Annotated in this window: 22 protein-coding genes; 14 read left to right on the top strand and 8 right to left on the bottom strand. The window is 62.7% G+C overall.

What is annotated here, in order from left to right; all coding sequences use genetic code 11:
* The first annotated feature begins 21 nt into the window (after positions 1-21).
* From IFT44_RS01295 to xylB, 8 genes are all read left to right on the top strand, one after another.
* Positions 22-960 carry a MurR/RpiR family transcriptional regulator gene (locus tag IFT44_RS01295; protein WP_192102084.1) on the top strand — a complete coding sequence of 313 codons (939 nt, stop codon included), beginning with the start codon at positions 22-24 and terminating at the stop codon, positions 958-960.
* A 124-nt stretch (positions 961-1,084) separates the two neighbouring features.
* The gene (locus IFT44_RS01290; RefSeq protein ID WP_185793458.1) at positions 1,085-1,978 is read left to right on the top strand and encodes an AraC family transcriptional regulator; all 894 of its coding nucleotides are present in this window, start codon (positions 1,085-1,087) and stop codon (positions 1,976-1,978) included.
* 211 nt (positions 1,979-2,189) lie between these two features.
* Complete coding sequence (locus IFT44_RS01285; RefSeq protein ID WP_185793459.1) at positions 2,190-3,509, top strand: ABC transporter substrate-binding protein; 1,320 nt, start codon at positions 2,190-2,192, stop codon at positions 3,507-3,509.
* Between the two features lie 60 nt (positions 3,510-3,569).
* Entirely contained in the window at positions 3,570-4,496 is a 927-nt protein-coding gene (locus tag IFT44_RS01280) for a carbohydrate ABC transporter permease (RefSeq protein WP_122476905.1), read from the top strand.
* A gap of 11 nt (positions 4,497-4,507) precedes the next feature.
* On the top strand, positions 4,508-5,338 hold the full coding sequence (locus tag IFT44_RS01275; RefSeq protein ID WP_122476903.1) for a carbohydrate ABC transporter permease: 831 nt from the start codon (positions 4,508-4,510) through the stop codon (positions 5,336-5,338).
* Between the two features lie 133 nt (positions 5,339-5,471).
* Positions 5,472-6,575, top strand: a complete 1,104-nt coding sequence (locus tag IFT44_RS01270; RefSeq protein ID WP_122476901.1) for an ABC transporter ATP-binding protein — start codon at positions 5,472-5,474, stop codon at positions 6,573-6,575.
* Positions 6,576-6,588: 13 nt separating this feature from the next.
* Positions 6,589-8,070 (top strand): mannitol dehydrogenase family protein, encoded by a 1,482-nt coding sequence (locus tag IFT44_RS01265; RefSeq protein WP_192057177.1) that lies wholly within the window; start codon positions 6,589-6,591, stop codon positions 8,068-8,070.
* 6 nt (positions 8,071-8,076) lie between these two features.
* Positions 8,077-9,546, top strand: coding sequence for a xylulokinase (gene xylB / locus IFT44_RS01260; protein WP_192057178.1), 1,470 nt, complete (start codon positions 8,077-8,079; stop codon positions 9,544-9,546).
* Positions 9,547-9,620: 74 nt separating this feature from the next.
* Here xylB and gloA read toward each other — a convergent pair whose 3' ends face one another.
* From gloA to ahpC, 4 genes are all read right to left on the bottom strand, one after another.
* On the bottom strand, positions 9,621-10,139 hold the full coding sequence (gene gloA / locus IFT44_RS01255) for a lactoylglutathione lyase (RefSeq protein WP_122476895.1): 519 nt from the start codon (positions 10,137-10,139) through the stop codon (positions 9,621-9,623).
* Between the two features lie 266 nt (positions 10,140-10,405).
* Positions 10,406-10,771, bottom strand: a complete 366-nt coding sequence (locus IFT44_RS01250; protein WP_122476894.1) for a histone-like nucleoid-structuring protein, MvaT/MvaU family — start codon at positions 10,769-10,771, stop codon at positions 10,406-10,408.
* A gap of 480 nt (positions 10,772-11,251) precedes the next feature.
* Positions 11,252-12,814, bottom strand: coding sequence for an alkyl hydroperoxide reductase subunit F (gene ahpF / locus IFT44_RS01245; RefSeq protein ID WP_192175275.1), 1,563 nt, complete (start codon positions 12,812-12,814; stop codon positions 11,252-11,254).
* A 239-nt stretch (positions 12,815-13,053) separates the two neighbouring features.
* The gene (gene ahpC, locus IFT44_RS01240; protein WP_122476891.1) at positions 13,054-13,617 is read right to left on the bottom strand and encodes an alkyl hydroperoxide reductase subunit C; all 564 of its coding nucleotides are present in this window, start codon (positions 13,615-13,617) and stop codon (positions 13,054-13,056) included.
* A 271-nt stretch (positions 13,618-13,888) separates the two neighbouring features.
* On the opposite strand from ahpC, the gene IFT44_RS01235 reads away from it, so the two are divergent.
* Positions 13,889-14,533 carry a response regulator gene (locus IFT44_RS01235; protein WP_192175274.1) on the top strand — a complete coding sequence of 215 codons (645 nt, stop codon included), beginning with the start codon at positions 13,889-13,891 and terminating at the stop codon, positions 14,531-14,533.
* A 16-nt stretch (positions 14,534-14,549) separates the two neighbouring features.
* Here the strand turns inward: IFT44_RS01235 and gorA are convergent, their stop codons facing one another.
* Together gorA and galU are read right to left on the bottom strand one after the other, a co-directional pair.
* Positions 14,550-15,908: a glutathione-disulfide reductase gene (gene gorA, locus IFT44_RS01230; protein ID WP_122476886.1), complete on the bottom strand. Its 1,359-nt coding sequence runs from the start codon at positions 15,906-15,908 to the stop codon at positions 14,550-14,552.
* A 104-nt stretch (positions 15,909-16,012) separates the two neighbouring features.
* The gene (galU, locus tag IFT44_RS01225; RefSeq protein WP_122476885.1) at positions 16,013-16,855 is read right to left on the bottom strand and encodes a UTP--glucose-1-phosphate uridylyltransferase GalU; all 843 of its coding nucleotides are present in this window, start codon (positions 16,853-16,855) and stop codon (positions 16,013-16,015) included.
* Between the two features lie 260 nt (positions 16,856-17,115).
* On the opposite strand from galU, the gene IFT44_RS01220 reads away from it, so the two are divergent.
* A complete protein-coding gene (locus IFT44_RS01220; protein ID WP_240998717.1) occupies positions 17,116-17,406 on the top strand; it encodes a hypothetical protein in 291 nt (96 codons plus the stop codon).
* A 7-nt stretch (positions 17,407-17,413) separates the two neighbouring features.
* Here IFT44_RS01220 and IFT44_RS01215 read toward each other — a convergent pair whose 3' ends face one another.
* The gene (locus IFT44_RS01215; RefSeq protein WP_122476883.1) at positions 17,414-17,764 is read right to left on the bottom strand and encodes a hypothetical protein; all 351 of its coding nucleotides are present in this window, start codon (positions 17,762-17,764) and stop codon (positions 17,414-17,416) included.
* 149 nt (positions 17,765-17,913) lie between these two features.
* Here IFT44_RS01215 and IFT44_RS01210 point away from each other — a divergent pair, with 149 nt between their 5' ends.
* The 4 genes from IFT44_RS01210 to IFT44_RS01195 all read left to right on the top strand — a co-directional run bounded on the left by IFT44_RS01210 (position 17,914) and on the right by IFT44_RS01195 (position 20,812).
* Positions 17,914-18,216: a DUF1883 domain-containing protein gene (locus tag IFT44_RS01210; protein ID WP_122476881.1), complete on the top strand. Its 303-nt coding sequence runs from the start codon at positions 17,914-17,916 to the stop codon at positions 18,214-18,216.
* 13 nt (positions 18,217-18,229) lie between these two features.
* Entirely contained in the window at positions 18,230-18,391 is a 162-nt protein-coding gene (locus IFT44_RS01205) for a hypothetical protein (protein WP_185793466.1), read from the top strand.
* Positions 18,392-18,675: 284 nt separating this feature from the next.
* Entirely contained in the window at positions 18,676-20,334 is a 1,659-nt protein-coding gene (locus tag IFT44_RS01200) for a nitrite/sulfite reductase (protein ID WP_122476878.1), read from the top strand.
* Positions 20,318-20,812 carry a DUF934 domain-containing protein gene (locus IFT44_RS01195; protein ID WP_122476876.1) on the top strand — a complete coding sequence of 165 codons (495 nt, stop codon included), beginning with the start codon at positions 20,318-20,320 and terminating at the stop codon, positions 20,810-20,812. Before IFT44_RS01200 ends, IFT44_RS01195 begins: the two co-directional genes overlap by 17 nt.
* Before the next feature lie 78 nt (positions 20,813-20,890).
* On the opposite strand, the gene IFT44_RS01190 is transcribed toward IFT44_RS01195, so the two are convergent.
* Positions 20,891-25,897 (bottom strand): dermonecrotic toxin domain-containing protein, encoded by a 5,007-nt coding sequence (locus tag IFT44_RS01190; RefSeq protein WP_192175273.1) that lies wholly within the window; start codon positions 25,895-25,897, stop codon positions 20,891-20,893.
* Between the last annotated feature and the right edge of the window lie 75 nt (positions 25,898-25,972).

The raw sequence follows: 25,972 nt of genomic DNA, 5'->3' as shown, positions 1-25,972 counted from the left end.
GCCCATTCAGGACGAACGACGATGGCGCCTATCGACAGTACCAAAGTGTACGATTCCGAGCTGATGCGCGCATTGCGTGGCAAGCACGAAGAGCTGCGGCCCGCGCTGAAGAAAGTCTCCACATTCCTGCAAGCCAACCCCTACCGCAGCGCAACGCTCAACATAGAAGAACTGGCCGGCGCCACCGGCACCTCCACCGCCGCCGTCAACCGCCTGGCCAATGCGATCGGCCTCAACGGTTTCACCGGCCTGCGCTTTGCCCTGATGGAAAACCTGCTGGCCGTGGTGTCTGCGGCCGACGTCATCGAAGGCCGGCTCAAGCAGGCACCGGAGACGGGGTTCGATCTGGAACAGCAGATCAGCCTCAGCAAGCACCATCTGGACAACGTCACACGCATGAACGACAACCAGACCTTCGATGAGATGGCCCTGCGCCTGGCCCGCTCGCAGAATGTGTTCGTGGTCGGTTTCGGCAACAGCTTTCACATCGCCGCCATGGCAGCCGCGGGGCTCAGCCCGTTCTGCGCCGGCGCGCACTGCGTGACCCTGGACGGCGGTCTTGAAGGGTCGGCCTATCGACTGTCCGGCATCACCCGCAACGACACCCTGCTGGCCATCGCCCTGCCCGCCTACACCCGCGACACCATTCGCCTGGCCGAATACGCCAAGTCCCGCGAAGCTTGTGTGCTCAGTGTGACCGACTGCCCGGCATCGCCTCTGGTGCAGGTGTCGACCCTGAGCCTGTTCATCCCACCTCACCACCCCGTGCTGCCCAATTCCAAGGTCGGGTTGATGGCCGCCATGGAAGCGCTGCTGGCTCAAGTACAGCTGCTCAAACCGGCAGCGAACGAGGGCCGGCCATCGCTTCCCGACTGGGAGCCGGACCGCGGCAGCCTGCCCCCCTCCTTGCCGGGCCTACCGCGCTCGAACACGCCGCGCAAGAACGACGACGCCCGCTGAGCGAGGGCCGCTTCAACGCCGGGCTTCTCGACGCCGGACGTTTCAGCCTTGGACGCACAGGCCCGTCCACCGCTATGCTTGGGTGCGCATTTCCGATCGGCACAACTCCAAAAGCAGCCACGGCATGACTCGAGCAACGCGAATAACCGACCCTTCCTACGAGTTGATGGACGACCACGACGGTCGCTCGATCATCTATCGCCAGCATGGTTTCCCGTGCCCGCTGGTGCGCTGGCATTTCCACAAGGAATACGAACTGCACCTGCTGGTCGCCACCTCCGGCAAAGTGTTCGTCGGCGACTACATCGGCAACTTCAATCCGGGCAGCCTGTTTCTCACCGGGCCCAATCTGCCGCACAACTGGATCAGCCAGCTGCAGAACGACGAGTCGGTGAACAAGCGCGACATGCTGGTCAATTTCACCGACGAGCTGTTCGACCATGGCCACCAGGTATTCAGCGAACTCAAAAGTCTTGCGCCGCTGCTCGAACGAGCCCGTTACGGCATCGAGTTCCGCTGTGCCCGGACCATCGCCCAGGCCGGTGCCTCGATGCAGCGCATCGCCGACAGCCAGGGTATCAGCCGCCTCGGACACTTCCTGATACTCATGGAATCGCTGGCGGCCTGCGAGGACTACCAGTTGCTCTCGGGCACTGCAGCGGCCCAGGACGCCGACGAGCACGCGGTGGAGCGCACCAACCGCGCGGTCGACTACATTTTTGCCCACTATGCGCGCGAGCTGTCTCTGGAAGAAGTCGCCGCCTACCTGGGCATGAAACCGACCTATTTTTCCCGGGTGTTCAAACAGGCTACCGGCCGCTGCTTCGTCGAGTTCGTCAATCGCCTGCGCATCAGCAAGTCCTGCGAGCTGCTGGCTGACGGCGATCGGCCGGTGACGGACGTGTGCTTCGAGTCCGGCTTCAACAATATTTCCAACTTCAACCGCCGCTTCCAGCAGCTCAAGGGCATGACGCCGTCGCACTATCGTCGCCTGGCCGTGCAGCGGTCGAGCTCCTGAAACCTGTACGAAACCTCACAACGACGCTGCGCACGCCTCTGGCGCGTCGCTGCGCCAGCCGGCTCAGTGCAAATTAGTATCAGCGTGGGTGTACTCAGGGATTTGTCAGAATGCCTGCGGGGGTCTGTAATCACAGGCAGTGCTTCACCTCTACGAAGACACAAGAATAATAACCAAGGCCGCCCCCCCGCGTGCCGAAGAGGAATGCGAGATGACCATAGACTACAAACGCCTGCTCGTTGCCAGCGGTCTGTGTGGCGCACTGGCCGTCAGTGGCTACAGCCATGCCGACACCACCCTGACCATCGCCACCGTCAACAACAGCGACATGATTCGCATGCAGCGCCTGGCCAAGACTTTCGAGTCCGAGCATCCCGACATCAAGCTCAATTGGGTGGTGCTGGAAGAAAACGTGCTGCGCCAGCGCCTGACCACCGATATCGCTACCCAGGGCGGCCAGTTCGACGTGTTGACCATCGGCATGTACGAAGCCTCGCTGTGGGGCGCAAAGGGTTGGCTGTCACCGATGAAGGACCTGCCCGCCAGCTACGACATAGACGATGTCTTCCCTTCGGTGCGCGACGGCCTGTCGGTGAAAGGCCAGCTGTACGCCCTGCCGTTCTACGCTGAAAGCTCGATGACCTACTACCGCACCGACCTGTTCAAGGCGGCCGGTCTCGAGATGCCGGAAAAACCCACCTGGACCCAGATCGCCGAATTCGCCGGAAAGCTCACCGACAAGAGCAAGGACCAATACGGCCTGTGCCTGCGCGGCAAGGCCGGCTGGGGCGAGAACATGGCGTTGATCACTACCGTGGCCAACAGCTTCGGCGGCAGCTGGTTCGATAGCCAGTGGAAGCCACAGTTCGACAGCGAAGCCTGGAAGAAAGCGCTGAACTTCTATGTCGACAACATGAAGAAGTCCGGCCCTCCAGGCGCTTCGAGCAATGGCTTCAACGAGAACCTGGCGCTGTTCAACAGTGGCAAGTGCGCCATCTGGGTCGACGCCAGCGTCGCCGGCTCGTTCACCATGGACAAGACCCAAAGCAAGGTCGCCGACAGTGTCGGCTTCACCTTCGCCCCTCATGAAACCACCGACAAGGGCTCGGCCTGGCTGTACTCCTGGGCCCTGGCCATCCCAGCCAGCTCGAAGAACCAGCAGGCCGCGCAGCAGTTTTCGGCCTGGGCAACGTCCAAGGAATATGCAGCGCTGGTCGCCAAGACCGACGGCGTGGCCAATGTGCCACCTGGCACGCGCAAGTCGACCTACACCGACGAGTACCTGAAGGCGGCGCCGTTCGCCCACATCACGCTGGAATCGCTGAAGGTCGCCGATCCCAAGCAGACCGACGCCAAGCCCTACGTTGGCATCCAACTGGTGACCATTCCCGAGTTCCAGGCCATCGGTACTGAAGTCGGCAAGGCATTCGCTGCCGCGCTGACCGGGCAGACCACCGCGGACCAGGCGTTGGTGGTTGCGCAGACGGCGACCGAGCGCGCCATGAAGCGCGCCGGCTACCCCAAGCAGTAACACGTCCGCCCTGCTGCCCGCCGACCGTGGCGGGCAGCCCTGCTCACCAGGTGCGCACTCATGAATACTACGACTGCCAAGCCCCAGCCCGACGCCGCTGAGGTGACGGGCAAGCGCCGCTTGTCCAACCCCGGCTGGTTTCTGGTCACGCCGTCGGTGGCCTTGCTGCTGCTATGGATGATCGTGCCACTGGGCATGACCGTCTACTTCTCGCTGATCCGCTACAACCTGCTGTACCCCGGCGAGAACGAATTCGTCGGGCTGGAGAATTTCAGCTTCTTCCTCACCGACGCCGGCTTCATGCCGGGCGCCACCAATACCTTGCTGCTGGTCGGCAGCGTGCTGTTGATCAGCGTGGTCTTCGGCGTACTGATCGCAGCCCTGCTGGAAGCCAGCGAGTTCCTGGGCCGAGGTATCGTGCGAGTGATGCTCATCTCGCCGTTCTTCATCATGCCCACGGTTGGCGCGCTGATCTTCAAGAACCTGATTTTCCATCCGGTGTCGGGAATCCTCGCTGCGGTGTGGAAATTCTTCGGTGCAGAACCGGTCGACTGGCTCGCCCATTACCCGCTGTTCTCGATCATCGTCATCGTCAGTTGGCAATGGCTGCCGTTCGCCATCCTGCTGCTGATGACCGCCATGCAGTCGCTGGACCAGGAACAGAAAGAGGCCGCGCGGCTAGACGGCGCCGGCGCCCTGGCGATCTTCTGGCACCTGACGCTGCCGCATCTGGCGCGGCCCATCGCCGTGGTGGTGATGATCGAAACGATCTTCCTGCTCTCGGTGTTCGCGGAAATCTTCACCACTACCAACGGTGGTCCGGGTTTCGCCTCCACCAACCTTGCCTACCTGATCTACAACCAGGCGCTGGTGCAGTTCGACGTGGGCATGGCCTCCGCTGGTGGCTTGATCGCCGTGGTCATCGCCAACATCGCCGCCATCATCCTGGTGCGGATGATCGGCAAAAACCTCACCGACAAGAATTGAGGGCCTGCACCATGACACTTCAACAATCGCGTCGCCTGCAAAGCCTGGTCCTGGGCTGCCTGGCCTGGGCCGTGGCGATCCTGGTGTTCTTCCCGATCTTCTGGATGGTGCTGACCAGCTTCAAGAGCGAGATCGACGCCTTCGCCACACCACCGCAGTTCATCTTCACGCCGACCCTGGAAAACTACCTGCACATTCAGGAGCGCAGCGACTACCTGCACTTCGCCTGGAACTCGGTGCTGATTTCCTTCAGTGCCACCGCCCTGTGCATGTTGATTGCAGTGCCGGCCGCCTACTCGATGGCGTTCTACGAAACCAAGCGCACCAAGCAGACCTTGCTGTGGATGCTCTCCACCAAGATGCTGCCGCCGGTGGGTGTGCTGATGCCCATCTACCTGCTGGCCAAGGGTGCCGGCCTGCTGGATTCACGCATTGCCCTGATCGTCATCTACACCCTGATCAACCTGCCGATCGTGGTCTGGATGGTGTACACCTACTTCAAGGACATCCCCCGGGAAATCCTCGAAGCGGCACGCCTGGACGGTGCCACGCTGGGCCAGGAAATGCTTCGGGTGCTGTTGCCGATCAGCAAGGGTGGCCTGGCCTCGACGGTGCTGCTGTCGTTGATCCTGTGCTGGAACGAAGCCTTCTGGTCGTTGAACCTGACCAGCTCCGGCGCCGCGCCGTTGACCGCCCTGATCGCCTCGTACTCAAGCCCGGAAGGCTTGTTCTGGGCCAAGTTGTCAGCCGTTTCGACCCTGGCCTGCGCGCCGATTCTGATCTTCGGCTGGATCAGCCAGAAGCAGCTGGTGCGCGGCCTGTCCTTCGGGGCAGTCAAGTGACCGGTGGCGATTTCACGGACGCCTTCGCGGCCGCTGACCGCTCCTACGGGTTCTGCACGACCCTTGTAGGAGCGGCCAGTGGCCGCGAAGAGGCCAGCATCGCCAACAACGTACTCATATCAGGAACCATCCCATGGCCACTCTGAAAATAAAAAACCTGAAAAAGGGCTTCGAAGGTCTGCAGATCATCAAGGGCATCGACCTGGAAGTGCACGACCGCGAATTCGTGGTGTTCGTCGGCCCGTCGGGCTGCGGCAAGTCGACGCTGCTGCGTTTGATCGCCGGGCTCGAGGAAGTCAGCAGTGGCACCATCGAGCTGGACGGTCGCGACATCACCGAAGTGACCCCGGCCAAGCGCGACCTGGCCATGGTGTTCCAGACCTACGCCCTGTATCCGCACATGACGGTGCGCAAGAACCTGTCGTTCGCACTGGACCTGGCCGGCAAGCCCAAAGCGGAAGTCGAGAGCAAGGTAGCGGAAGCTGCGCGCATTCTCGAACTGGGCGCCTTGCTCGACCGCAAGCCCAAGCAGTTGTCGGGCGGCCAGCGCCAGCGCGTGGCGATCGGGCGCGCCATCGTCCGTCACCCCAAGATCTTCCTGTTCGACGAGCCACTGTCCAACCTCGACGCAGCCCTGCGCGTGCAGACCCGCCTGGAACTCTCGCGCCTGCACAAGGAACTGCAGGCCACCATGATCTACGTCACCCATGACCAGGTCGAAGCCATGACCCTGGCCGACAAGGTGGTGGTGCTCAACGGCGGCCGCGTCGAACAGGTAGGGGCGCCTCTGGAGCTGTACCATCATCCGGCCAACCTGTTCGTCGCCGGTTTTCTCGGTACGCCGAAGATGGGTTTCCTCAAAGGCACGCTCAGCCGGGTCGATGGCCAGGGCTGCGAAGTTGCCCTCGACGCCGGCACCCGGATCTACCTGCCCCGCGTCAGCCAGACGCTGAAAGTCGGCGATGCGGTGACCCTGGGCATCCGCCCCGAGCACCTCGACCTGGCGCAGCCGGGGCAATGCCAGCTGGCGGTGACCGCCGATGTCAGCGAGCGACTGGGCAGCGATACCTTCTGCCACGTCGTCACCGACTCGCAGGAACCGCTGACCCTGCGAATCCGCGGCGATCTGCGCAGCCAGTACGGCGAACGCCTGAACCTGCTGCTGGACGCCGAGTACTGCCACCTTTTCGATGCCCAGGGCATTGCCGTGGCCAAACCGCTGCAGGCCGCTGCCTGATACAGGACCGAACATGAAACTCAATCGACAGAATCTGCATCAGCTCGCCGAGCACATCCAGTTGCCCGCCTACGACCCGACGACGCTCGCGCATGGCATCGTCCACATCGGCGTCGGTGGGTTCCACCGCGCGCACCAGGCGTTCTACACCGATGCCCTGATGAACCAGGGCGAAGCCCGGCAGTGGGCTATCTGCGGCGCCGGCTTGCGCAGTGAAGACCGCAAGGTCCGCGACGCCCTGGCCGAGCAGGATTTCTACTACACCCTGGTGGAACTGGGCGACACGCCGGACACCGAAGTGCGAGTGATCGGCGCGATCACCGACATGCTCCTGGCCGAAGAGAGCGCCGAGGCCCTGATCGTCAAGCTGGCCGAGCCCGCGGTGCGCATCGTTTCACTGACCATCACCGAAGGGGGCTATTGCATCGACGACAGCAACGGCGAGTTCATGGCTCACTTGCCGCAGATCCAGCACGACCTGGCTCACCCGCTGACGCCCACCACCGTCTTCGGCTTTCTCTGCGCGGCCTTGCAACGACGGCGCGACGCCGGCATCGACGCCTTCACCGTGATGTCCTGTGACAACCTGCCCCATAACGGCGCAGTCGCGCGCAAGGCGTTGCTGGCGTTCGCGGGGCTGCAGGACCCGACGCTGCACGACTGGATCGCCAGCCATGTGCAGTTCCCCAATGCCATGGTCGACCGCATCACGCCGATGACCAGCGAGGCCCATCGCGCCCAACTGCGCGAACGGCATGGCGTAGAGGACAGCTGGCCGGTTGTCTGCGAGCCGTTCGTGCAATGGGTGGTAGAGGACAAGTTCGGCGCGGGCCGGCCCGCCTGGGAAAAGGTCGGCGTGCAGTTCACCGACGATGTCACGCCCTATGAAGAGATGAAGATCAAACTGCTCAACGGCAGCCACCTGGCCCTGACCTACCTGGGCTTCCTGAAAGGTTACCGCTTCGTTCACGAGACCATGAACGATCCGCTGTTCGTGCGCTACATCCGCGCCTACATGGACCTCGACGTCACGCCACAACTGGCTTCCGTGCCTGGCATCGACCTGGAAGGCTACAAGGACACGCTGATCGAGCGCTTCTCCAACCAGGCCATCGCCGACCAGTTGGAACGCGTGTGTTCGGACGGCTCCTCGAAGTTTCCCAAGTTCACCGTGCCGACCATCAACCGCCTGATCGCCGATCGGCAGGGCACCGAGCGCGCGGCGCTGGTGGTAGCGGCCTGGGCGCTTTATCTGGGCGGCGTCGACGAGAACGGCACGCACTACACCATTCCAGATCCACGCGCCGAGTTCTGCCAGACGCTGGTCGCCGACGAGGCGTTGCTCACGCAACGGCTGCTGGGGGTCGAGGAAATCTTCGGCACGCAGATCCCACGCTCGGCGGAGTTCGTCGCGGCCTTCGAACGCAATCTCCACAGCCTGCGTACCCAGGGTGTGCATGCCACCTTGAAGCAGCTGCTGGACGGCGAGGAGTAAGCGGCCATGTTTCTCGGGATCGACTGCGGCACCCAAGGCACCAAGGCGCTGATCCTCGACGCTGACAGCGGTCAGGTACTGGGCCAGGGCTCGGCCGCTCATCATATGATCAGCGGCGAAAACGGACGGCGCGAGCAGCTCACCAGTGACTGGCTGACTGCGTTCGAACAGGCCACCGCGCAGGCGCTGGCCCAGGCCGGTATCGATGGCCAGCAGATTCTGGGCGTCGGTGTGTCCGGCCAGCAGCATGGCCTGGTGTTGCTGGACGCAGACGGGCAACCGCTGCGCCCGGCCAAGCTCTGGTGCGACACCGAGAGCACGCCGCAGAACGAGCGCCTGCTGGCCGAACTGGGTGGTGAACAGGGCTCGCTCGACCGCCTGGGGCTGGTCATTGCGCCGGGGTATACCGTGTCGAAGCTGCTCTGGACCCGCGAGCATCATCCGCAGATATTCGAGCGCATCGCCCACGTGCTGTTGCCCCACGACTACCTGAACTTCTGGCTGACCGGGCTGGCGCGCGCCGAATACGGTGACGCTTCGGGCACCGGTTACTTCAACGTGCGCGAGCGCCAGTGGGACTTTGCCCTGCTGCGCCAGATCGACCCCAGCGGGCGGCTGGAAGCGGCAGTGCCGCCGCTGATCGAGTCGCATCAGCCAGTGGGCACGATTCGTCCGGGAATTGCCGCACGCCTGGGTATCAATCCGTTGGCTGTGGTCGCCAGCGGCGGCGGCGACAACATGATGGGCGCCATCGGCACCGATAACACCCACCCTGGAGTCATCACCATGAGCCTGGGGTCTTCCGGCACGGTGTACGCCTGCAGCGACCAGCCTACCGTGCTGGACGAACCGGCGGTGGCGACGTTCTGTTCGTCGTCGGGAGGGTGGTTGCCGCTGATCTGCACCATGAACCTGACCAATGTGACTACGGCCGTGCGCGAGTTGCTGCAGTTGGACATCCGCGGTTTCAACAAGGCCGTGGCGCAGGCACCGATTGGCGCCGCAGGTATCGTGATGCTGCCGTTCCTCAATGGCGAACGGGTACCCGCGCTGCCTCACGCCACCGGCTCGGTGCTGGGGCTAACCAGTGACAACCTGAGCGCGGCAAACCTGTGCCGCGCGGCGGTGGAAGGCACCACCTTCGGCCTGCGCTATGGCCTGGACCTGCTGCGCGCAGGCGGCCTGCAAACCCGCGTGATACGGCTGATCGGGGGCGGCTCGAAGAGCCCGGTGTGGCGGCAGATAGTAGCGGACATCATGGACGCCCCGGTGGTCTGCACCGAGCAGCCGGAGGCCGCGGCATTGGGCGCGGCAATCCAGGCGGCATGGTGCGCCGGCCAGGATCCACAAGGCTTGGCCCCGTTATGCGAACGCTGCGTGCGCCTGGATGAAACCAGTCGCACCCAACCCATCCCCGCCAACGTCTCGGCCTATCACGGCGCCTACCAGCGTTACCGCCAGCATATCCCTGCGTAGCCCCGGTGCCACGCCCCCTCTGTAGGAGCGGTCAGCGGCCGCGAAGAAAGCACCGCGGTGTGCGGGGCGGAAGGTTAGAGGTCCGGCTGGATGATTTCGACCCAGTAACCGTCAGGGTCCTTGATGAAGGCGATGCTCTTCATGCGGCCATCGGTCAAACGCTTCTGGAAGTCCACACCCAGCGTTTCGAAACGCTCGCAGGCCGCGTGGATATCCGGCACCGATACACAGATATGACCGAAACCGCGTGGGTCGCTGTTGCCATCGTGGTAGGCAAAGTCCGCATCGTTCTCGGTGCCATGGTTATGGGTCAACTCGAGCACCCCGGGCATCGACTTCATCCAGGTGGTGCGCGCCTTGTCATCCGCAGGAATCGTCGACTTGTCCACCAGTGCCAGGAAATACAGGCTGAACTGGGCCTCGGCAAAATCCCGCTTCTCCACCAGGCTGAAACCCAATACCCGGGTATAGAAGTCCAGCGACCGCTCGATGTTCTTGACCCGCAACATGGTGTGGTTGAAGACGAACTGGGATGTGGCGGCTTCAGGTTGCGCGGTTACACCGGGCACACTGTTCAAATGATCGAGGCTCATGAAAGCTCCCTTGAATGAATGGGCAGTAGCTGCGAGTCATGATACGGAACGCAATGGACGATGCCAAACGCGACGACGCTTTGAATGCGCGACAATGAGACGCGGAGAATGTAACGCGGAAGATAATCTTGAAATTCAGGCAATAAGAAGCCCGCCGAAGCGGGCATTTGGGGCGCTGTTCCATCAGCGGATTTCATAATGGAACAGTGGCTGTGAAAAGGATGTGAAAACCTGAGCACTCACTCAGCGTTTTTCATCGAATTCACTCAGCGAAGCAACCAGCCGTCTACGGTGCTGACGCCATGCTCCTGTTTCCAGGCTTTGAGGCCGTGGTGATTGCCACCCTTGGTTTCGATGCGCTCGCCGGTGTGCGGGTTCTCGTACACCTTGACCACCCGTGCCCGCCGTTGCTGCTTGGGCGCAGGGGCTGGCGCCCTGGCGGAGGCAGTTTGCGGATCGAGAATGGCGACGATGTCGCGCAGGCCCTTTTCATAGGTTTTCATCAAACCCAGGAGCTTTTTCTCGAACTCGATTTCTTTCTTCAACCCCGCGTCGTTCTTCATTGTTTCGAGCTGGGCGAGTTGTTCTTGCAATGCCTTTTCGGCGGCACGGTATTCAGCGAGTCTTGACAATGTCTCTACTCCGGACAGAACCTGATGGCGCCCTGCCCTTTTTCGAGCCGGGCTCTCTTGCAGATGCCACGCTTGCTTGCACACGATAGTGCAACTTCGCAGAAACGTAAATGACGCAACAGTGGGGACGGCAACTTCTTTAGTTACTTGAAGTTTGTCTGGAAGATTGGGCGCGCAGCAGAAGTTGAAGCAGAGGGTTTGATATTGTCAAAAGCGACGCGGCTTGCGCCGCTGCTACAGGTGTTACCCCGTAACAGCGGCGCAAGCCGCGTCAGTCAAGCGCCCCTCCTGTAGCAGCGGCGCAAGCCACGTCAGCCCAGCGCTACCCTGTAGCAGCGGCGCAAGCCGCGTCAGTCAAGCGTTACCCCGCAGCAGCGCCGCAAGCCGCGTCGGTCAAGCGCTACCCTGTAGCAGCGGCGCAAGCCGCGTCAGTCCAGCGCCCCTCCTGTAGCAGCGGCGCAAGCCGCGTCAGTTGCCCGATCAGGCAGGCGCAGAAGTGCGGATCAGGTGATCGAAAGCTGCCAGCGAAGCCTTGGCGCCCTCGCCGACCGCGATCACGATCTGCTTGAACGGCACGGTGGTCACGTCACCGGCAGCGAAGATACCCGGCAGATCGGTCTCGCCGCGTGCATCGACCATGATCTCGCCGCGGTTCGACAGCTCGATGGTGCCTTTGAGCCAGTCGGTGTTGGGCAGCAGGCCGATCTGCACGAAGATACCTTCCAGAGCGATTTCGTGATGCTCGCTGCTCTGCCGATCCTTGTAGCGCAGGCCGTTGACACGCTGGCCGTCACCGGTCACTTCGGTGGTCAGGGCACTGGTGATCACCTTGACGTTGGGCAGGCTGTGCAGCTTGCGCTGCAGCACGGCGTCGGCACGCAGCTGGGTGTCGAACTCGATCAGCGTGACATGGGCAACGATACCCGCCAGGTCGATAGCGGCTTCCACACCAGAGTTGCCACCACCGATCACCGCCACGCGCTTGCCCTTGAACAGCGGACCGTCGCAGTGCGGGCAGTAGGCCACGCCGCGGTTGCGGTACTCCTGCTCACCCGGCACGTTCATTTCACGCCAGCGCGCACCGGTCGCCAGAATCAGCGTCTTGGCTTTGAGTGACGCACCGCTGGCAAAGATCACTTCATGGGGCGCACCGTCCTTGCCAGGGATCAGTTTCTCGGCACGCTGCAGGTTCATGATGTCCACTTCGTACTGCTTGACGTGCTCTTCAAGCGCCACGGCCAATTTCGGGCCTTCGGTTTCCTGCACGGAAATGAAGTTCTCGATGGCCATGGTGTCCAGCACCTGGCCGCCGAAACGTTCGGCGGCAACACCGGTACGGATGCCTTTGCGGGCAGCGTAGATGGCAGCTGCCGCACCGGCAGGCCCGCCGCCGATCACCAGCATGTCGAACGCCTGCTTGGCGTTGAGCTTTTCAGCCTGGCGATCACTGGCGCTGGTGTCGATTTTCGCCAGGATTTCTTCCAGGCCCATGCGGCCCTGACCGAAGTTCTTGCCGTTGAGGTAGACGCTCGGCACGGCCATGACCTGCCGCTCTTCCACTTCAGCCTGGAACAGCGCGCCGTCAATGGCGACGTGACGAATATTGGGGTTGAGCACCGCCATCAGGTTCAGCGCCTGGACCACGTCCGGGCAGTTCTGGCATGACAGGGAAAAATAGCTTTCGAACAGAAACTCGCCTTTCAACGCAGCGATCTGTTCGATGACCTCGGCACTGGCCTTGGAGGGGTGGCCGCCAACCTGCAGCAGCGCCAGTACCAGCGAGGTGAATTCGTGACCCATGGGGATACCGGCAAAACGCAGGCCGATGTCCGCGCCGGGACGGGTGATGGAAAACGATGGCTTGCGTGCATCGTTGCCATTGTCGAGCAGCGTGATCTTGTCCGACAACGCGTCGATGTCGCGCAGCAGACCGAGCAATTCCTCGGATTTCGCGCCGTCATCAAGGGACGCGACGATCTCGATCGGTTGGGTGACCCGTTCCAGATAGGCTTTCAACTGGGCTTTAAGATTGGCGTCCAACATGAGGGCGATTTCCGTTTTGAATGTTTCGAAGACGACAGTTGCCCGCCGGGGTAATCGACCCCGAGTGAGCGATGATGCTTTTGGAGAAGTTGAAAACTGTGGGAGCGGTCGCTGGGTGCGAATCAGGCGCTGCGTTCGGACAAGCAAAACGCGGCGGATTTTCGCGGCCGATGACCGCTCCTACAGGGGTGATGCAGTCCTGCGGGGAGTGACCCGCAGGAGACAGCCTGGGAAGCTGCTTAGATCTTGCCAACCAGGTCCAGCGACGGAGCCAGGGTGGCTTCGCCTTCTTTCCACTTGGCTGGGCATACTTCGCCTGGGTGAGCGGCGACGTACTGGGCCGCTTTGACCTTGCGCAGCAGTTCGGATGCATCACGGCCTACACCGCCGTCGTTCAGCTCGACGATCTTGATCTGGCCTTCCGGGTTGATCACGAAAGTGCCACGGTCAGCGATGCCGTCGGCCTCGATCAGCACGTCGAAGTTCTTCGAAATGGTGTGAGTCGGGTCACCGATCAGCGGGTACTGGATCTTGCCGATGGTGTCCGAAGTGTCGTGCCAGGCTTTGTGGGTGAAGTGGGTGTCGGTCGACACACCATAGATTTCCACGCCCAGTTGCTTGAAGGCTTCGTAGTTGTCGGCCAGGTCGCCCAGTTCGGTTGGGCAAACGAAGGTGAAGTCGGCTGGGTAGAAGAATACGACAGACCACTTGCCTTTCAGATCGGCGTCGCTGACCGGCACGAAAGCGCCATTGTGGTAAGCGGTAGCGTTGAATGGCTTGACTTGGCTGTTGATGATCGGCATCGGTGACTCTCCTTCAGGGGGTTGAAATCGTGTTTGAATTCGATAGGCAGCATCCTAGACACATGCTCGACCGATAGCTCATTGGCAAACTGGATGCTGTCGATTGGTTTTGCCTATCGAAGCTACCCATAATAAAGAAGAAATGTGAACACAGGGCAATGACACTGCTTTTTGTCGACTTTTCGCACAGTCGCACCCACGCACTCCCTACAGCCATGCCTGGGACCCGGCGGATAGCATGAGGCCCGCTTCCGCAGATGAGATCAACCAGGTGACTATCAAAACCATTGTGGCCGACGACCACTCGGCCGTTCGACTTGGGCTGCGCATTGCGCTGGAGCGCGCCCCGCGCGCGCGTTTCAGCGTGGTCGGCGAGGCCGAAAACGCCAACCGAGTGCTCGAATCGCTGCAGCAGCATGCCTGCGATCTGCTGATCACCGACTACCGCATGCCTCAGCTCGAGGGTGGCGACGGCCTGGCGCTGCTGCGCCAGGTGCGTCTTCGCTACCCGCGCCTGCCGGTGTTGGTGCTGACCACGCTGGACAATCCCATGGTGCTGCGGGCTATCCTCGACAGCGGCGCCCGAGGGCTCTATGACAAGCAGGAGTGCCTGAGCCATCTGAGCACGGCGGCCCACAGCCTCATGCGCGGCAACCACTACCTCAGTGCACGCTTCACCCGACGCCTGGCCGAATATGAAGTGGAACACCGGGGCGCCCATGAACGCCTGTCGGCGCGCGAGCTGGAAGTGCTGAGGTTACTGGTGGGCGGCATGAGCGGACGCGACGTCGCTGCACGTCTGCAACGCAGCGAAAAAACCATCAGCCGGCAAAAGCGCTGCGCCATGGAAAAACTGGGTATCGGCCATGACGCCGCACTGCAGGAATACGCTGCGGTGGTCGGCCTGCCGGACTGACCGGCAGGCCGCAGGCTCAGGCGTCCACTGGAGTGCGCATGGTGACGAATTCTTCGGCAGCGGTGGGATGCACGCCGATGGTTTCGTCGAAGACCTGCTTGGTCGCGCCTGCCTTGAGCGCAATCGCCAGGCCCTGGACGATCTCGCCGGCATCAGGGCCAACCATGTGGCAACCCAGCACCTTGTCGGTGTCGGCATCGACCACCAGCTTCATCAGGGTGCGCTCCTGGCTATGGGTCAGGCTCAGTTGCATGGGTCGGAAACGGCTCTCGAAGATCTGTACCGAATGCCCCTGCTCGCGCGCCTCTTCCTCGGTCAAGCCCACGGTGCCGATGTTCGGCAGGCTGAACACTGCAGTGGGGATGTGCTTGTAGTCCACCGGGCGATACTGCTCAGGCTTGAACAGGCGACGCGCCACGGCCATGCCCTCGGCCAACGCTACCGGGGTCAGCTGCACACGGCCAATAACATCGCCCAGCGCCAGGATCGAGGGCTCTGTGGTCTGGAACTGCTCGTCGACCTGGATGAACCCCTTGTCGTCCAACTGCACGCCGGTATTTTCCAACCCCAGGTTATCCAGCATCGGCCGGCGCCCGGTCGCATAGAACACGCAGTCCGCCGCCAGCTCGCGACCGTCCTTGAGCGTGACCTTGAGGCTGCCGTCGTCGAGCTTGTCGATGCGGGCAATATCGGAATTGAACTGCAGGTTCATGCCGCGCTTGGTCAGCTCTTCGCTCAAGTGCTTGCGCACCGCACCGTCGAAGCCACGCAGGAACATCTCGCCGCGGTAGAGCAAGGTGGTTTCGCTGCCCAGGCCATTGAAGATCCCAGCGAATTCGACGGCGATGTAACCGCCACCAACCACGATGACACGCTTGGGCAGTTGCTCGAGGAAAAACGCCTCGTTCGAGGTGATGGCATGCTCACGTCCCGGCACATCGGGAATCTGCGGCCAGCCACCGGTGGCTATCAGGATGTGCTCGGCGCTGAAGCGCTGTCCATCCACTTCGACCGTGTGCGCGTCCACCAGGCGTGCATGACCTTCCAGCAGTTTCACGCCGCTGTTGACCAGCAGGTTGCGATAGATGCCATTGAGCCGTTCGATCTCCTTGTTCTTGTTGGCAATCAGCGTCGGCCAATCGAACGAAGGCTTCTCCAGGCTCCAGCCAAAACCGCTGGCGTGGTCGAAGTCGTCGGCGAAGTGGGCGCCATACACCAGCAACTTCTTCGGCACGCAGCCGACATTGACGCAGGTGCCGCCCAGGTAGCGGCTTTCAGCCACTGCCACTTTCGCACCGAACCCTGCGGCGAAGCGCGCCGCGCGCACGCCGCCGGAACCGGCGCCAATCACGAATAAATCGAAGTCATAGCTCATGTTGCTCTCCTGGCACCTGCACGGCCCGCACGCGAGCCGTAGCCATAAACAAGAACGCCGCTGTCCAGAGGGCAGCGGCGTCGCTCATGCTAACCGATTGGGCGTCAGATGAACGCTTTGCCGGTCTTGTAGAAGTTTTCGAAGCAGAAGTTGGTGGCGTCGATGTAGCCTTCGGCGCCGCCGCAGTCGAAACGCTCGCCTTTGAACTTGTAGGCCAGCACGCACCCGTTCTGGGCCTGCTTCATCAGGGCATCGGTGATCTGGATCTCGCCACTCTTGCCTGGCTCGGTCTGTTCGATGAGGTCGAAGATGTCCGGGGTCAGGATGTAGCGGCCGATGATGGCCAGGTTCGACGGCGCATCTTCAGGCTTTGGCTTTTCAACCATGCTGGTCACGCGAAAGATATCTTCACGGATCATGTCGCCGGCGATCACACCGTACTTGTGGGTTTCCTGCGGGTCGACTTCCTGAATGGCCACGATCGAGCAGCGGAACTGGTTGTACAGCTTGACCATCTGCTGCAGCACACCGTCGCCGTCCAGATTCACGCACATGTCGTCCGCCAGCACGACGGCGAACGCCTCGTCGCCGATCAGCGGGCGACCGCTGAGAATGGCGTGGCCCAGGCCTTTCATCTGCACCTGGCGGGTGTAGGAGAAGGTGCACTGGTCGATCAGCTTGCGAATGCCGACCAGGTACTTTTCCTTTTCGGTGCCCTTGATCTGGGTTTCCAGCTCGTAGCTGATGTCGAAGTGGTCTTCGATCGCGCGCTTGCCGCGCCCGGTGACGATGGAAATCTGGCTCAGGCCAGCTTCCAGAGCCTCTTCGACGCCGTACTGGATCAGCGGCTTGTTGACGATCGGCAGCATTTCCTTGGGCATTGCTTTGGTCGCTGGCAGGAAGCGAGTACCGTAGCCGGCCGCTGGAAACAAGCATTTCTTGATCATGTGAGTCCTTACAGAAGAGCAATGCTGACGAGTTACGGCACAGTCGGGTTCAGGCGTCGACTACCTAACAATGCCTGCCGCTGGCCAACCGATTGGTTGATAGAGAAATCCTGATGCAGATAGTTCCACTGCAAGGTAAATATTGCTACACCGGTCGAGCAACGGAAAATTTCCTTGCACAACTACCCTTGCCGCCTGGCAGTGTATAGCATTGCGCCACCGCATAGCGGCCCCCTTGTCTACCTGAAGAATCCCGCCCCATGAGCACCCTCCTGCGCACCACCCTGGCCTCCCTTGCCGTGCTTGCCGTTTCGGCCTGCGCAAGCACTTCGCCCACCATTCTCAAGAACGGCCAACAAGGCTTGAACATCGATTGCTCGGGTCAAGCCATGTCCTGGGACAAGTGCGACGAACAGGCCCGCCTGGAGTGCCCCGCCGGCTATCAGACGGTCGCGACGCAGGGTGTACCGCGGCGCACTGGCGAGGTCGGGCTGGCGGATGCCGACCTTGGCAATTACCAGACCCGCAGCCTTGTGGTGGTGTGCAAGTAGAAACGGCTCAGCCGGAAATGCATTTCTCGGCCGCCTGACGCACGTCGGCGGGGCGCAGCGGAACGTTGGACAGACGTTCGTGCACCTTGATGCTGCTGCCGCCGGAACGATCGTCGACGATCAGCACGGCGGCTGGATCCTTGGAGAGTTTCTGCGGAACGATGATCCGATAGCCGTCATGCTTCTGCTCGATCACGGAGGGCCCGCGACTGTCGCTCAGTTGGGCGACCACGCAGGTTGAATACTCCTTGGGGGTCTTGCCGGAAATCACGCTCATGGTCTCGGGGCTTTTCTCGATGTCCGTCACGGTGGCACAACCACCGAGCAATACCACTGCCGTCAACCAGGCCCACTTCATGATGCATCTCCGTCATTAAATACCCTGTGACCGCAAGGTCATGAATTTGCTCCATGCATCGGTAGAATTTATCTGTGTCGCGACGCGCATGATATCGTTGCGCTTTTGCGCGCATCTGTAACTCGCGCACCTGCAACAGTGGAGAGCCCATGAAATTCGTTCACCAGCGCGAGCACCTCAATGAAGATGACCTGGTCGTCATCGAGTGCTCCCAGCTCTGCAACATCCGCCTGATGAGCGATGCCAATTTCCGCAGCTTCAAGAACGGCGGACGACATACCTACCACGGCGGCGCGTTCGATACCTTCCCGGCCAAGATCAGCGCGCCGAGCACAGGCTTCTGGAACATCACCATCGACACTGCGGGCACCAAGCTGTCCAGCGTGGCGCGCAAGAGCAGCTTCACCCACAAGATCAAGATCGTGCGCCGCACGGCTTCGAAATTCACCTGATACAGGGGCGCCCATGATCAAGTATGTGATCCGCTACAACCTCGACGGCCAACGCCGCTGGGACTTCGCCCACCTGGCCACCGGCTCGCTGGAAGAGGCCCAGGCTGCCCTGGTCGCCTTGCACGGCGACGCTGCGGCGAGCATCAGCGACATTCACGTCAGCAAGGCCCTCTGAGTCCAATCCGCGGCGCGCGCTTCGCGGGCAGGGCCCGCTCCCACAAGGCGATCGCGAACTCTGTGGGGGCAGGCACTCCGCGGTACGGCCTTCGCGGGCGATGACCGCTCCTACAGGGGTGACAGGTACCTCGGGGCATATGCATTCTGGTTCTGTGCATATACTCAAACATCACTTTTACGTCTATTTACAAACTGTTATCTTCCGTCGGCTCTGTCGAGAGCCCGCGACCGTGCGCGTGCTTTTCTGATGATGCGACAAGACAGCCTGAGAACAGGATCACCATGTACGTTTATGACGAGTACGATCAACGGATCATCGAGGACCGCGTCAAGCAGTTCCGAGATCAGACCCGCCGCTACCTGGCTGGCGAACTGAGCGAAGAAGAGTTTCGCCCGCTACGCCTGCAGAACGGCCTCTACATCCAGCGTTTTGCCCCGATGCTGCGCGTCGCCGTGCCCTATGGCCAGCTGACATCGCGGCAGACGCGCATGATGGCCAAGATCGCTCGCGACTTCGACAAGGGCTACGCGCACATCAGCACGCGACAGAACGTGCAGTTCAACTGGCCGGCCGTGGAAGACATTCCCGACATCCTGGCCGAACTGGCTACCGTGCAGATGCATGCGATCCAGACCAGCGGCAACTGCCTGCGCAACGTCACCACCGACCAGTTCGCCGGCGTGGCCGCCGATGAAGTGATCGACCCGCGCCCGTGGTGCGAGATCGTTCGCCAGTGGACCACGTTCCACCCGGAATTCGCCTACCTGCCGCGCAAGTTCAAGATTGCCGTGAATGGTGCAAGCACCGACCGCGCCGCCATCGAAGTGCATGACATTGGCCTGGAGCCGGTGCACAACGACGCTGGCGAGCTGGGCTTCCGCGTACTGGTCGGTGGCGGCCTTGGCCGGACGCCGGTAGTGGGCGCGTTCATCAACGAGTTCCTGCCCTGGCAGGACCTGCTCAGCTACCTCGATGCCATCCTGCGCGTCTACAACCGCTATGGCCGTCGCGACAACAAGTACAAGGCTCGGATCAAGATTCTGGTCAAGGCCCTGACGCCGGAAGTGTTCGCCCAGAAAGTCGATGCCGAGATGCAGCACTTGCGCGGCGGCAGCACCACACTGACCGAGGCCGAACTGCACCGCGTGGCCAAGCACTTCGTCGACCCGGAGTACAAAGCCCTGCCCGACTTCGCCGCCGACCTGGCGCAACTGGATGCCGAGCATCCGGGTTTCGCCCGCTGGCGCTCGCGCAATACCCTGGCCCACAAGAAGCCGGGCTATGTGGCCGTGACCCTGTCGCTCAAGCCCACCGGCGTCGCACCCGGCGACCTGACCGACAAGCAGCTCGACGCCGTCGCCGATCTGGCCGACAAGTACAGCTTCGGTCAGCTGCGCACCTCTCACGAGCAGAACATCATTCTGGCCGACGTCGAACAGGCGCAGCTGTTCAGCCTGTGGAACGAGTTGCGCGAAGGCGGTTTCGCCACCCCCAACATCGGCCTGCTGACTGACATCATCTGCTGCCCGGGCGGTGATTTCTGCTCCCTGGCCAACGCCAAGTCGATTCCGATCGCCGAATCCATCCAGCGCCGTTTCGACGACCTGGACTACCTGTTCGACATCGGCGAACTGGACCTCAACATTTCCGGTTGCATGAACGCCTGCGGTCACCACCACGTCGGCCACATCGGCATCCTTGGCGTGGACAAGAAAGGTGAGGAGTTCTACCAGGTGTCCCTGGGTGGCAGCGCCAGCCGCGACGCCAGCCTGGGCAAGATCCTCGGCCCGTCGTTCGCCCAGGACGCCATGCCGGATGTCATCTCCAAGCTGATCGACGTGTACGTGGAAAAACGCACCGAAGACGAGCGTTTCATCGATACCTACCAGCGGATCGGCATCGACCCCTTCAAGGAGCGCGTCTATGCAGCGAATCATTAAGAACAACGAAGTCGTCGACGAAACCTGGCACCTGCTGCCCAAGGACACCTCGTTCGACGGCATCAGCAACTGTGACGACCTGATCGTGCCCCTCTCGCTGTGGCGCGAGCACGGTCCGGCGCTCAAGGCTCGGGACGGTGGGCTGGGCGTATGGCTGGACAGCGACGAAGAAGCCGAGGAAATCGGTGAACAGGCCAACGAGTTCCAGGTCATCGCCCTGAACTTCCCGGCCTTCACCGACGGCCGCAACTACTCCAATGCGCGCCTGCTGCGCGATCGCTATGGCTTCAAGGGCGAACTGCGCGCCATTGGCGACGTGCTCCGCGACCAATTGTTCTACCTGCACCGCTGCGGGTTCGATGCCTTCGCCTTGCGCGCCGACAAAGACCCGTACGAAGCCCTGGAAAGCCTCAAGGATTTCTCCGTGAGCTACCAGGCGGCCACCGACGAACCGCTGCCGCTGTTCCGTCGCCGCTGAACCCTGGTTGCAGGCCGTAGCCGCCGCGCCACTGCTGGCGCGGCGGTCACAAACCCGCACGCCGCCGCTCGATCCTTCCTAAGAACCGACCAACGCTGCCTGGGTCAGCGCTCGATGGAGCGCGTCCAGCGCCTTTCGACGTGCCTGATCGATGGCCCCGTAGAGATCCAGCGTGGCTTGCTCGGTCAGCACCACTTTCGCCGCCTCCCCCTGCTCGCCCTGCCATACCACGCTGGGCGCCAAGGTTTTCAGCTGTTCAAGCAACGGCGGCAGCCCGGATACCTCTGTGGTGAATGCGGCGTTGGCATCCAGGGCTTCTTCGAAATGGTTGATCACCTCGGCCCAGAAGTCCGACAGCGCTGACACCCGCTCCGGGTACACCTTGCGCAGGTACAGCTGCCAGAAAGGCTGATCCACCAGCCAGTCGGTCAATCCGCTGTCGGTAGCGCGCTCCAGCACGGCGCGTACCACATGCTCGACAGTGGCCGAAGCGATCTGCTCGGTGTAGAGCATCTCGGGTTGCACGCGCAGCCCCAGGCGTGACTGCGCCAACCCGCGCAAGCGCAAGCGAATCTCCACCTCGTCCGGCACGGCGGCCTGCAGTTCCGCCTCGGTGATATCGTCGAACGGCAATAGCGCCGGCGCAGGATCGCCAGCCAGCAACGCCTCGCGCCGTTGCAGGCGCGCCTGGGTGATGCCCACGGCGTATTCGTCCACCAACGCCGCCTTGTACAACTGGCGACTCAAGGCCAGCAACGGCTTGAACATCGCCGCCCCACCATCGATGGCGCTGGACGCCGCCTGCCAGGCCAGGACCCGGGTTTCGAAGGCGTCTATCACCACGCTGATGCCATCGCCGCAGGTGTTCTCGGTCAAGGTCGCCTGATCGAACAGCTGCTGACGCAGGTCCACCACACCCAGCCCATCACCAGCGCCCCCCTGCACCGGCGGCACCAGTGCCTCCATGATCGCCCACATGCGCTGCTTGTAGGCCAGGGAGTGTCTGGCGTAGCCCGCCGTGCGCGAGACTTGATCCATTACCCGATAGAAAGCCGCCGCCCCCTCACTGCTGCGATCCGCCGCGATGCGCTGCGCAAGGCCCGCTTCGCAGCCTTCCAGCCAGCGCTGGTCGACCACCGGGCGGCCTGCTGCGCCAGCACCGCCCATCCAGCGTCGACGCGGGAACACACCGGCCCGACTCAGGCGCTGATAGCTGGGTTCCGACAAGGGGTTGTTGTCCAGATTGAGCACCGGACGGCCGTGGTTGACCAGGTTCAGGTTGATCTGCGCCATGGCGCTGTTTTCCAGCACGGGCACGCGGACGATCTCGTTGCCGCTGAGGTTGGCAATTCTGATCACCTGAGGCACACGATTGAAAACCTGCGTCAGCCCCGGCGGCCAGGTGCCGATGCCAGTCCCGCTCAACCCCAGATAGCGCAACGACAGCAGTCTGTCGAGCGTCGGCGGCAGCAGCAGCGGGTTGCCGTTCAGATCCAGGGTCTGCAGGCCAGACAAGCCTGCCAGCGCCGTGCGTCGTGCCTCGCTCAAGCGAATATGGTTGCGCTGCAGGCGCAAGGTTTCCAGTTCCCGCAATTGCCCCAGGGCGGTACAGGCGGCATCGTCGAGGGTCAGCGCATTGCTCGACAGATCCAGCTCGCGCAGATGCGGAATTTGCCCGAGCGCCTGCAGGGCTTCAGCCGGCAGAGGGTTATCGACGATGCTGCCCTCGGCCAGGCGGATCGCGAAGCTGCGTCGCAGGCTGAGGTAGCGCAGCGCGGTCTGGGTGGGGTGGCTGATCAATGCATCGAACATCTGTGGCGCGGGAGCCAGCAGGTTTTCGTCGAAGTCCAGAGTCATCAGCCTGGCCATCGAGCGCACCTGCCCCGGAATGGCTGTCAGCCGGTTGTTCGACAGGTTCAGGCTGAACAGATTGGGAAACACCGACAGGAAGAACGAGGGATCGCCTTGCAACCCCATGGCGCTCATGCGCAAGTGCCGCACATGGCTGAGGTCGGCCACCAGCAATGGCAGATCACCCAGGCGCTGCCCGCCAAGGTCCAGAATCGTGGTTTCCCTGCGCCAGGCGCTGATGATATCGCGAGCAGCGTTGTCCCTGTTCACGTCCACCGGCGCGCGCCGGCGCCAATCCTTGAGTTCCCGGCGCAATACCTGAAATTCCTGCTCCAGGCGCTGCAAGGCCATCTCGAACGACTCATCGGGCCGTACCATCGATTCACGCAGCACCTGCAGACTGGCTTGCGACAAACCCGGATACAGGTGGCGCAACCGTCGGTTCTGCCTCCAGCCTGGTTGGCCACGCCCGCTGAGCGCGTAGCCGATGCCCTGCGAGTGGCGTTCCGGTGATTTGAACCAAGGCTGTACCTGACGTTGCCCGAGCAGTCGCGACACGCGGCTGCGGTCGGCGCGAACCAGGGCACTCAAGCGCTGGCGCAGTGCCTCCCCGGCGCTGGGATTGAGGTCCAGGGCGCTGCGTTCGGCGTCGGGCAAGGCGCGGCAGATGGCGCTGTACAGATCCATCCACCCGCCCAGTTCCTGGTCGCGCTGGTCATAGGCGCGGTAGCGGCCCTCACTGGCCACGATGTACTTGAGCTCGGTATCGACCCCGACGCCCGCTGCCGCGGTGACGTCGCCGGCCTGGCCGCCGTCGCGCAACTCCAGGCGCACCCGGCCCGTCCATCCCGGCAGGCTGGGCAACAGGCCGATCACCACCTTGTCGCGGTCCGCAGAGCCACCGGTGTCGAGGATCAGCGCGCTACAGGCCTGGCTCGAACGCCACTGTGCCAACCGCGCGCGCGCCTGCTCGGCCACACGCAGCGGCAGCCGCCCAGCTTCGCGGATACACGTACGCTCGGCAGCGCTGACCGACGCGCCGATCTCATTGGCGATTCGCACCGGCAGGCCCGGAAAATCGCGACGCAGTATTCCAGCCTCGCGGCTGGCAGCAGGCTGCTGGCGCTCGATCAGCGAGGCCAACAGCTGCTTGCCCTGCTCATCGAGCATACCCTGGCCGCTGGGCCCCATGCGCGTGGCCAGGTCCTGATGGGCCTGGTAGCGAATGACACCCTCGTGCAGGGCCGCCGGCAGTGGCTCCTGGTCGACGTGCAGGCGACGCAACCGGTCCAGGGGTACGCCATGGATCTCGGCCAGGGTCAGCAGGTCGTCGTCGCCGATGCGCTCGGTCATGGGACCGAAGCGGCGCATCAACCCGGCGCCGCGCCATTGCAACGGCTGCTCCAGAGCGTGCTGCCAGGCGCCTGCGCCATTGTGCTGGACGCTGGGGCGATAGGCCGTCGAGCCTGTGGGATGAATCACATGGCCCCGAGCCTGATCGGCAGTGAGTTGCACCTCGAAAAAGTGATCGTCGAGCCGGATGAAGGTCTTGCCCAGGTGGCGGTAGACGCCTTGGTCGTCGGCCATGATAGCGACGGGCAAATCGACTGCCCGGTAGTCCTGCAGATCCGGGTGCAGCAGGCGTTGGCGACCGTCGGCCAGCCGCACCTGTTGCATCTCGTCGACCACACCGTCCGCGCCATAGGTCGTGCCGAAATCGGCGGCCACGCCGTGGGCGACGACGGCCAGTGCCAGGTTGCCGACGATGCCCTTGAAGTGTCCGAACGCTTCGTCGGTGCGGCCATCCTCCCAGGCCTCGATACCGTGGTAGACCTCACCGACCAGCAGCTGCGCGATCACCGGCACCATCACCTCGCCCAGCGCCGGGATGCACAGGGCAGCCAGGTTCAACAACGACACACCCTCCTCCAGCCAACCGGCCCAGCGCGCCTGACGCTGATCGGCGTCGATCCGATCGGTAGGCACCGCCAGGCACCTGGCTTCGGCCTTGAGCCAGGCCACATGGCGCTCGTGCAGATGGGCAAACAGCTCGCCGCGCACCGACACCTCGACGATATCCAGCTTGGGCCGCGCATTGACCACGGCGATCTTGCGCCCGTTATCACCGTCCTCGGTGCGCCAGAGCCGACGTTGCAGGCGTGCCTGGAACTCGGCGCGTTCGGTCTGCGCCACGCGCGCAAGCAACCGGCGAACGGACTCGGGCTTGAGTAGCTCCACGGCCAGCGCCTGGATGAACTCGGCCGTCGATGCGTATTGCTTCAGGGGTGCCCGCGCATCGCCCGGCATCCATACCAGACAAGGCATGGGCGCCGTCGCCTGGCCCACTCCGCGCGCCGGCCCGATCACCAGCACATCGTGCAGCGCCGACCCGAGCAGGCTCAGCCGAGAGAACTGTACCGTGCCGGTACCCCAGCGCTCGACGCGGCCGGCGACCACACTTTCGACCACCTTGAAGCCCTGCTCGTCGATGTCCCCCTTCATCCGCGCGACATGGGCCAGCACCCGCAGCTGGGCCCTGCGGGTCGCGTTGACTGCGGCAGCGACCTGGGCACGGGTGGCGGTGGCGTCGAACACTTCGCTCAAGTGAGCCTGGTACAGACGCCCCAGGTCCAACTGGCGGACCAGGGTGGCGAACTGTCCGGGGTCGATCGGCAGTGGGTTGTCGATGCGGTATTCAAAGCGGCTGGTGAACGGCCCGAGCGGGAACGGACCGCTCTTTTTCACGCTGCCCGAGGGTGCCAGCGTGGTACGCGGATGAAGATCCACGTCTGCCACGAAGTTGCCCAGCGCTGCCATGATCAGTGGTTCGGCTTGAGGCACATGGTCGTTATCCAGACCCAGCAGGTGCTCGCGCGTCTGGATACGGATGAAGTCCGTGGCGTGGACACTCAAGGTTGCGCCGAAGCGCATGCGCATGGCCTCGGCGAGGATGGGTTCGGCGAACGCGACCACGCTGCGAAACCCGGCCAGGGCCAGGCTCAGCTTCGAGCGGCAACGCTGGCGCTCGGCCTGGGCTGATATCAAAGCGTCACGATGCTCGCTCGAAGCGCGGGCGAACCAAGGCAGTGGGCCGTTCGAGCTGAATTGCTCGGACACCAGCGCTTGCTGCAACTGGTTCATCTGCGTCGTGCCGATGGCGGCGGCCCATGCGGGGGTGCGCTCACGAATGAACGCATCATGGCGACCTGGAAGGGGAATCTCGGTGCTGGACATGCTTGGCTTTCCTGGTTTCGAAGAACGCCCAGCAAAACAGAGCCGACAAGGGCGGCTGCGGTAGCCATGCACCAC

Source organism: Pseudomonas sp. CFBP 13710 (assembly GCF_014842235.1).
Taxonomy (GTDB): Bacteria; Pseudomonadota; Gammaproteobacteria; order Pseudomonadales; family Pseudomonadaceae; genus Aquipseudomonas; species Aquipseudomonas baltica.
This window is presented reverse-complemented; position numbering and strand designations above follow the sequence as displayed.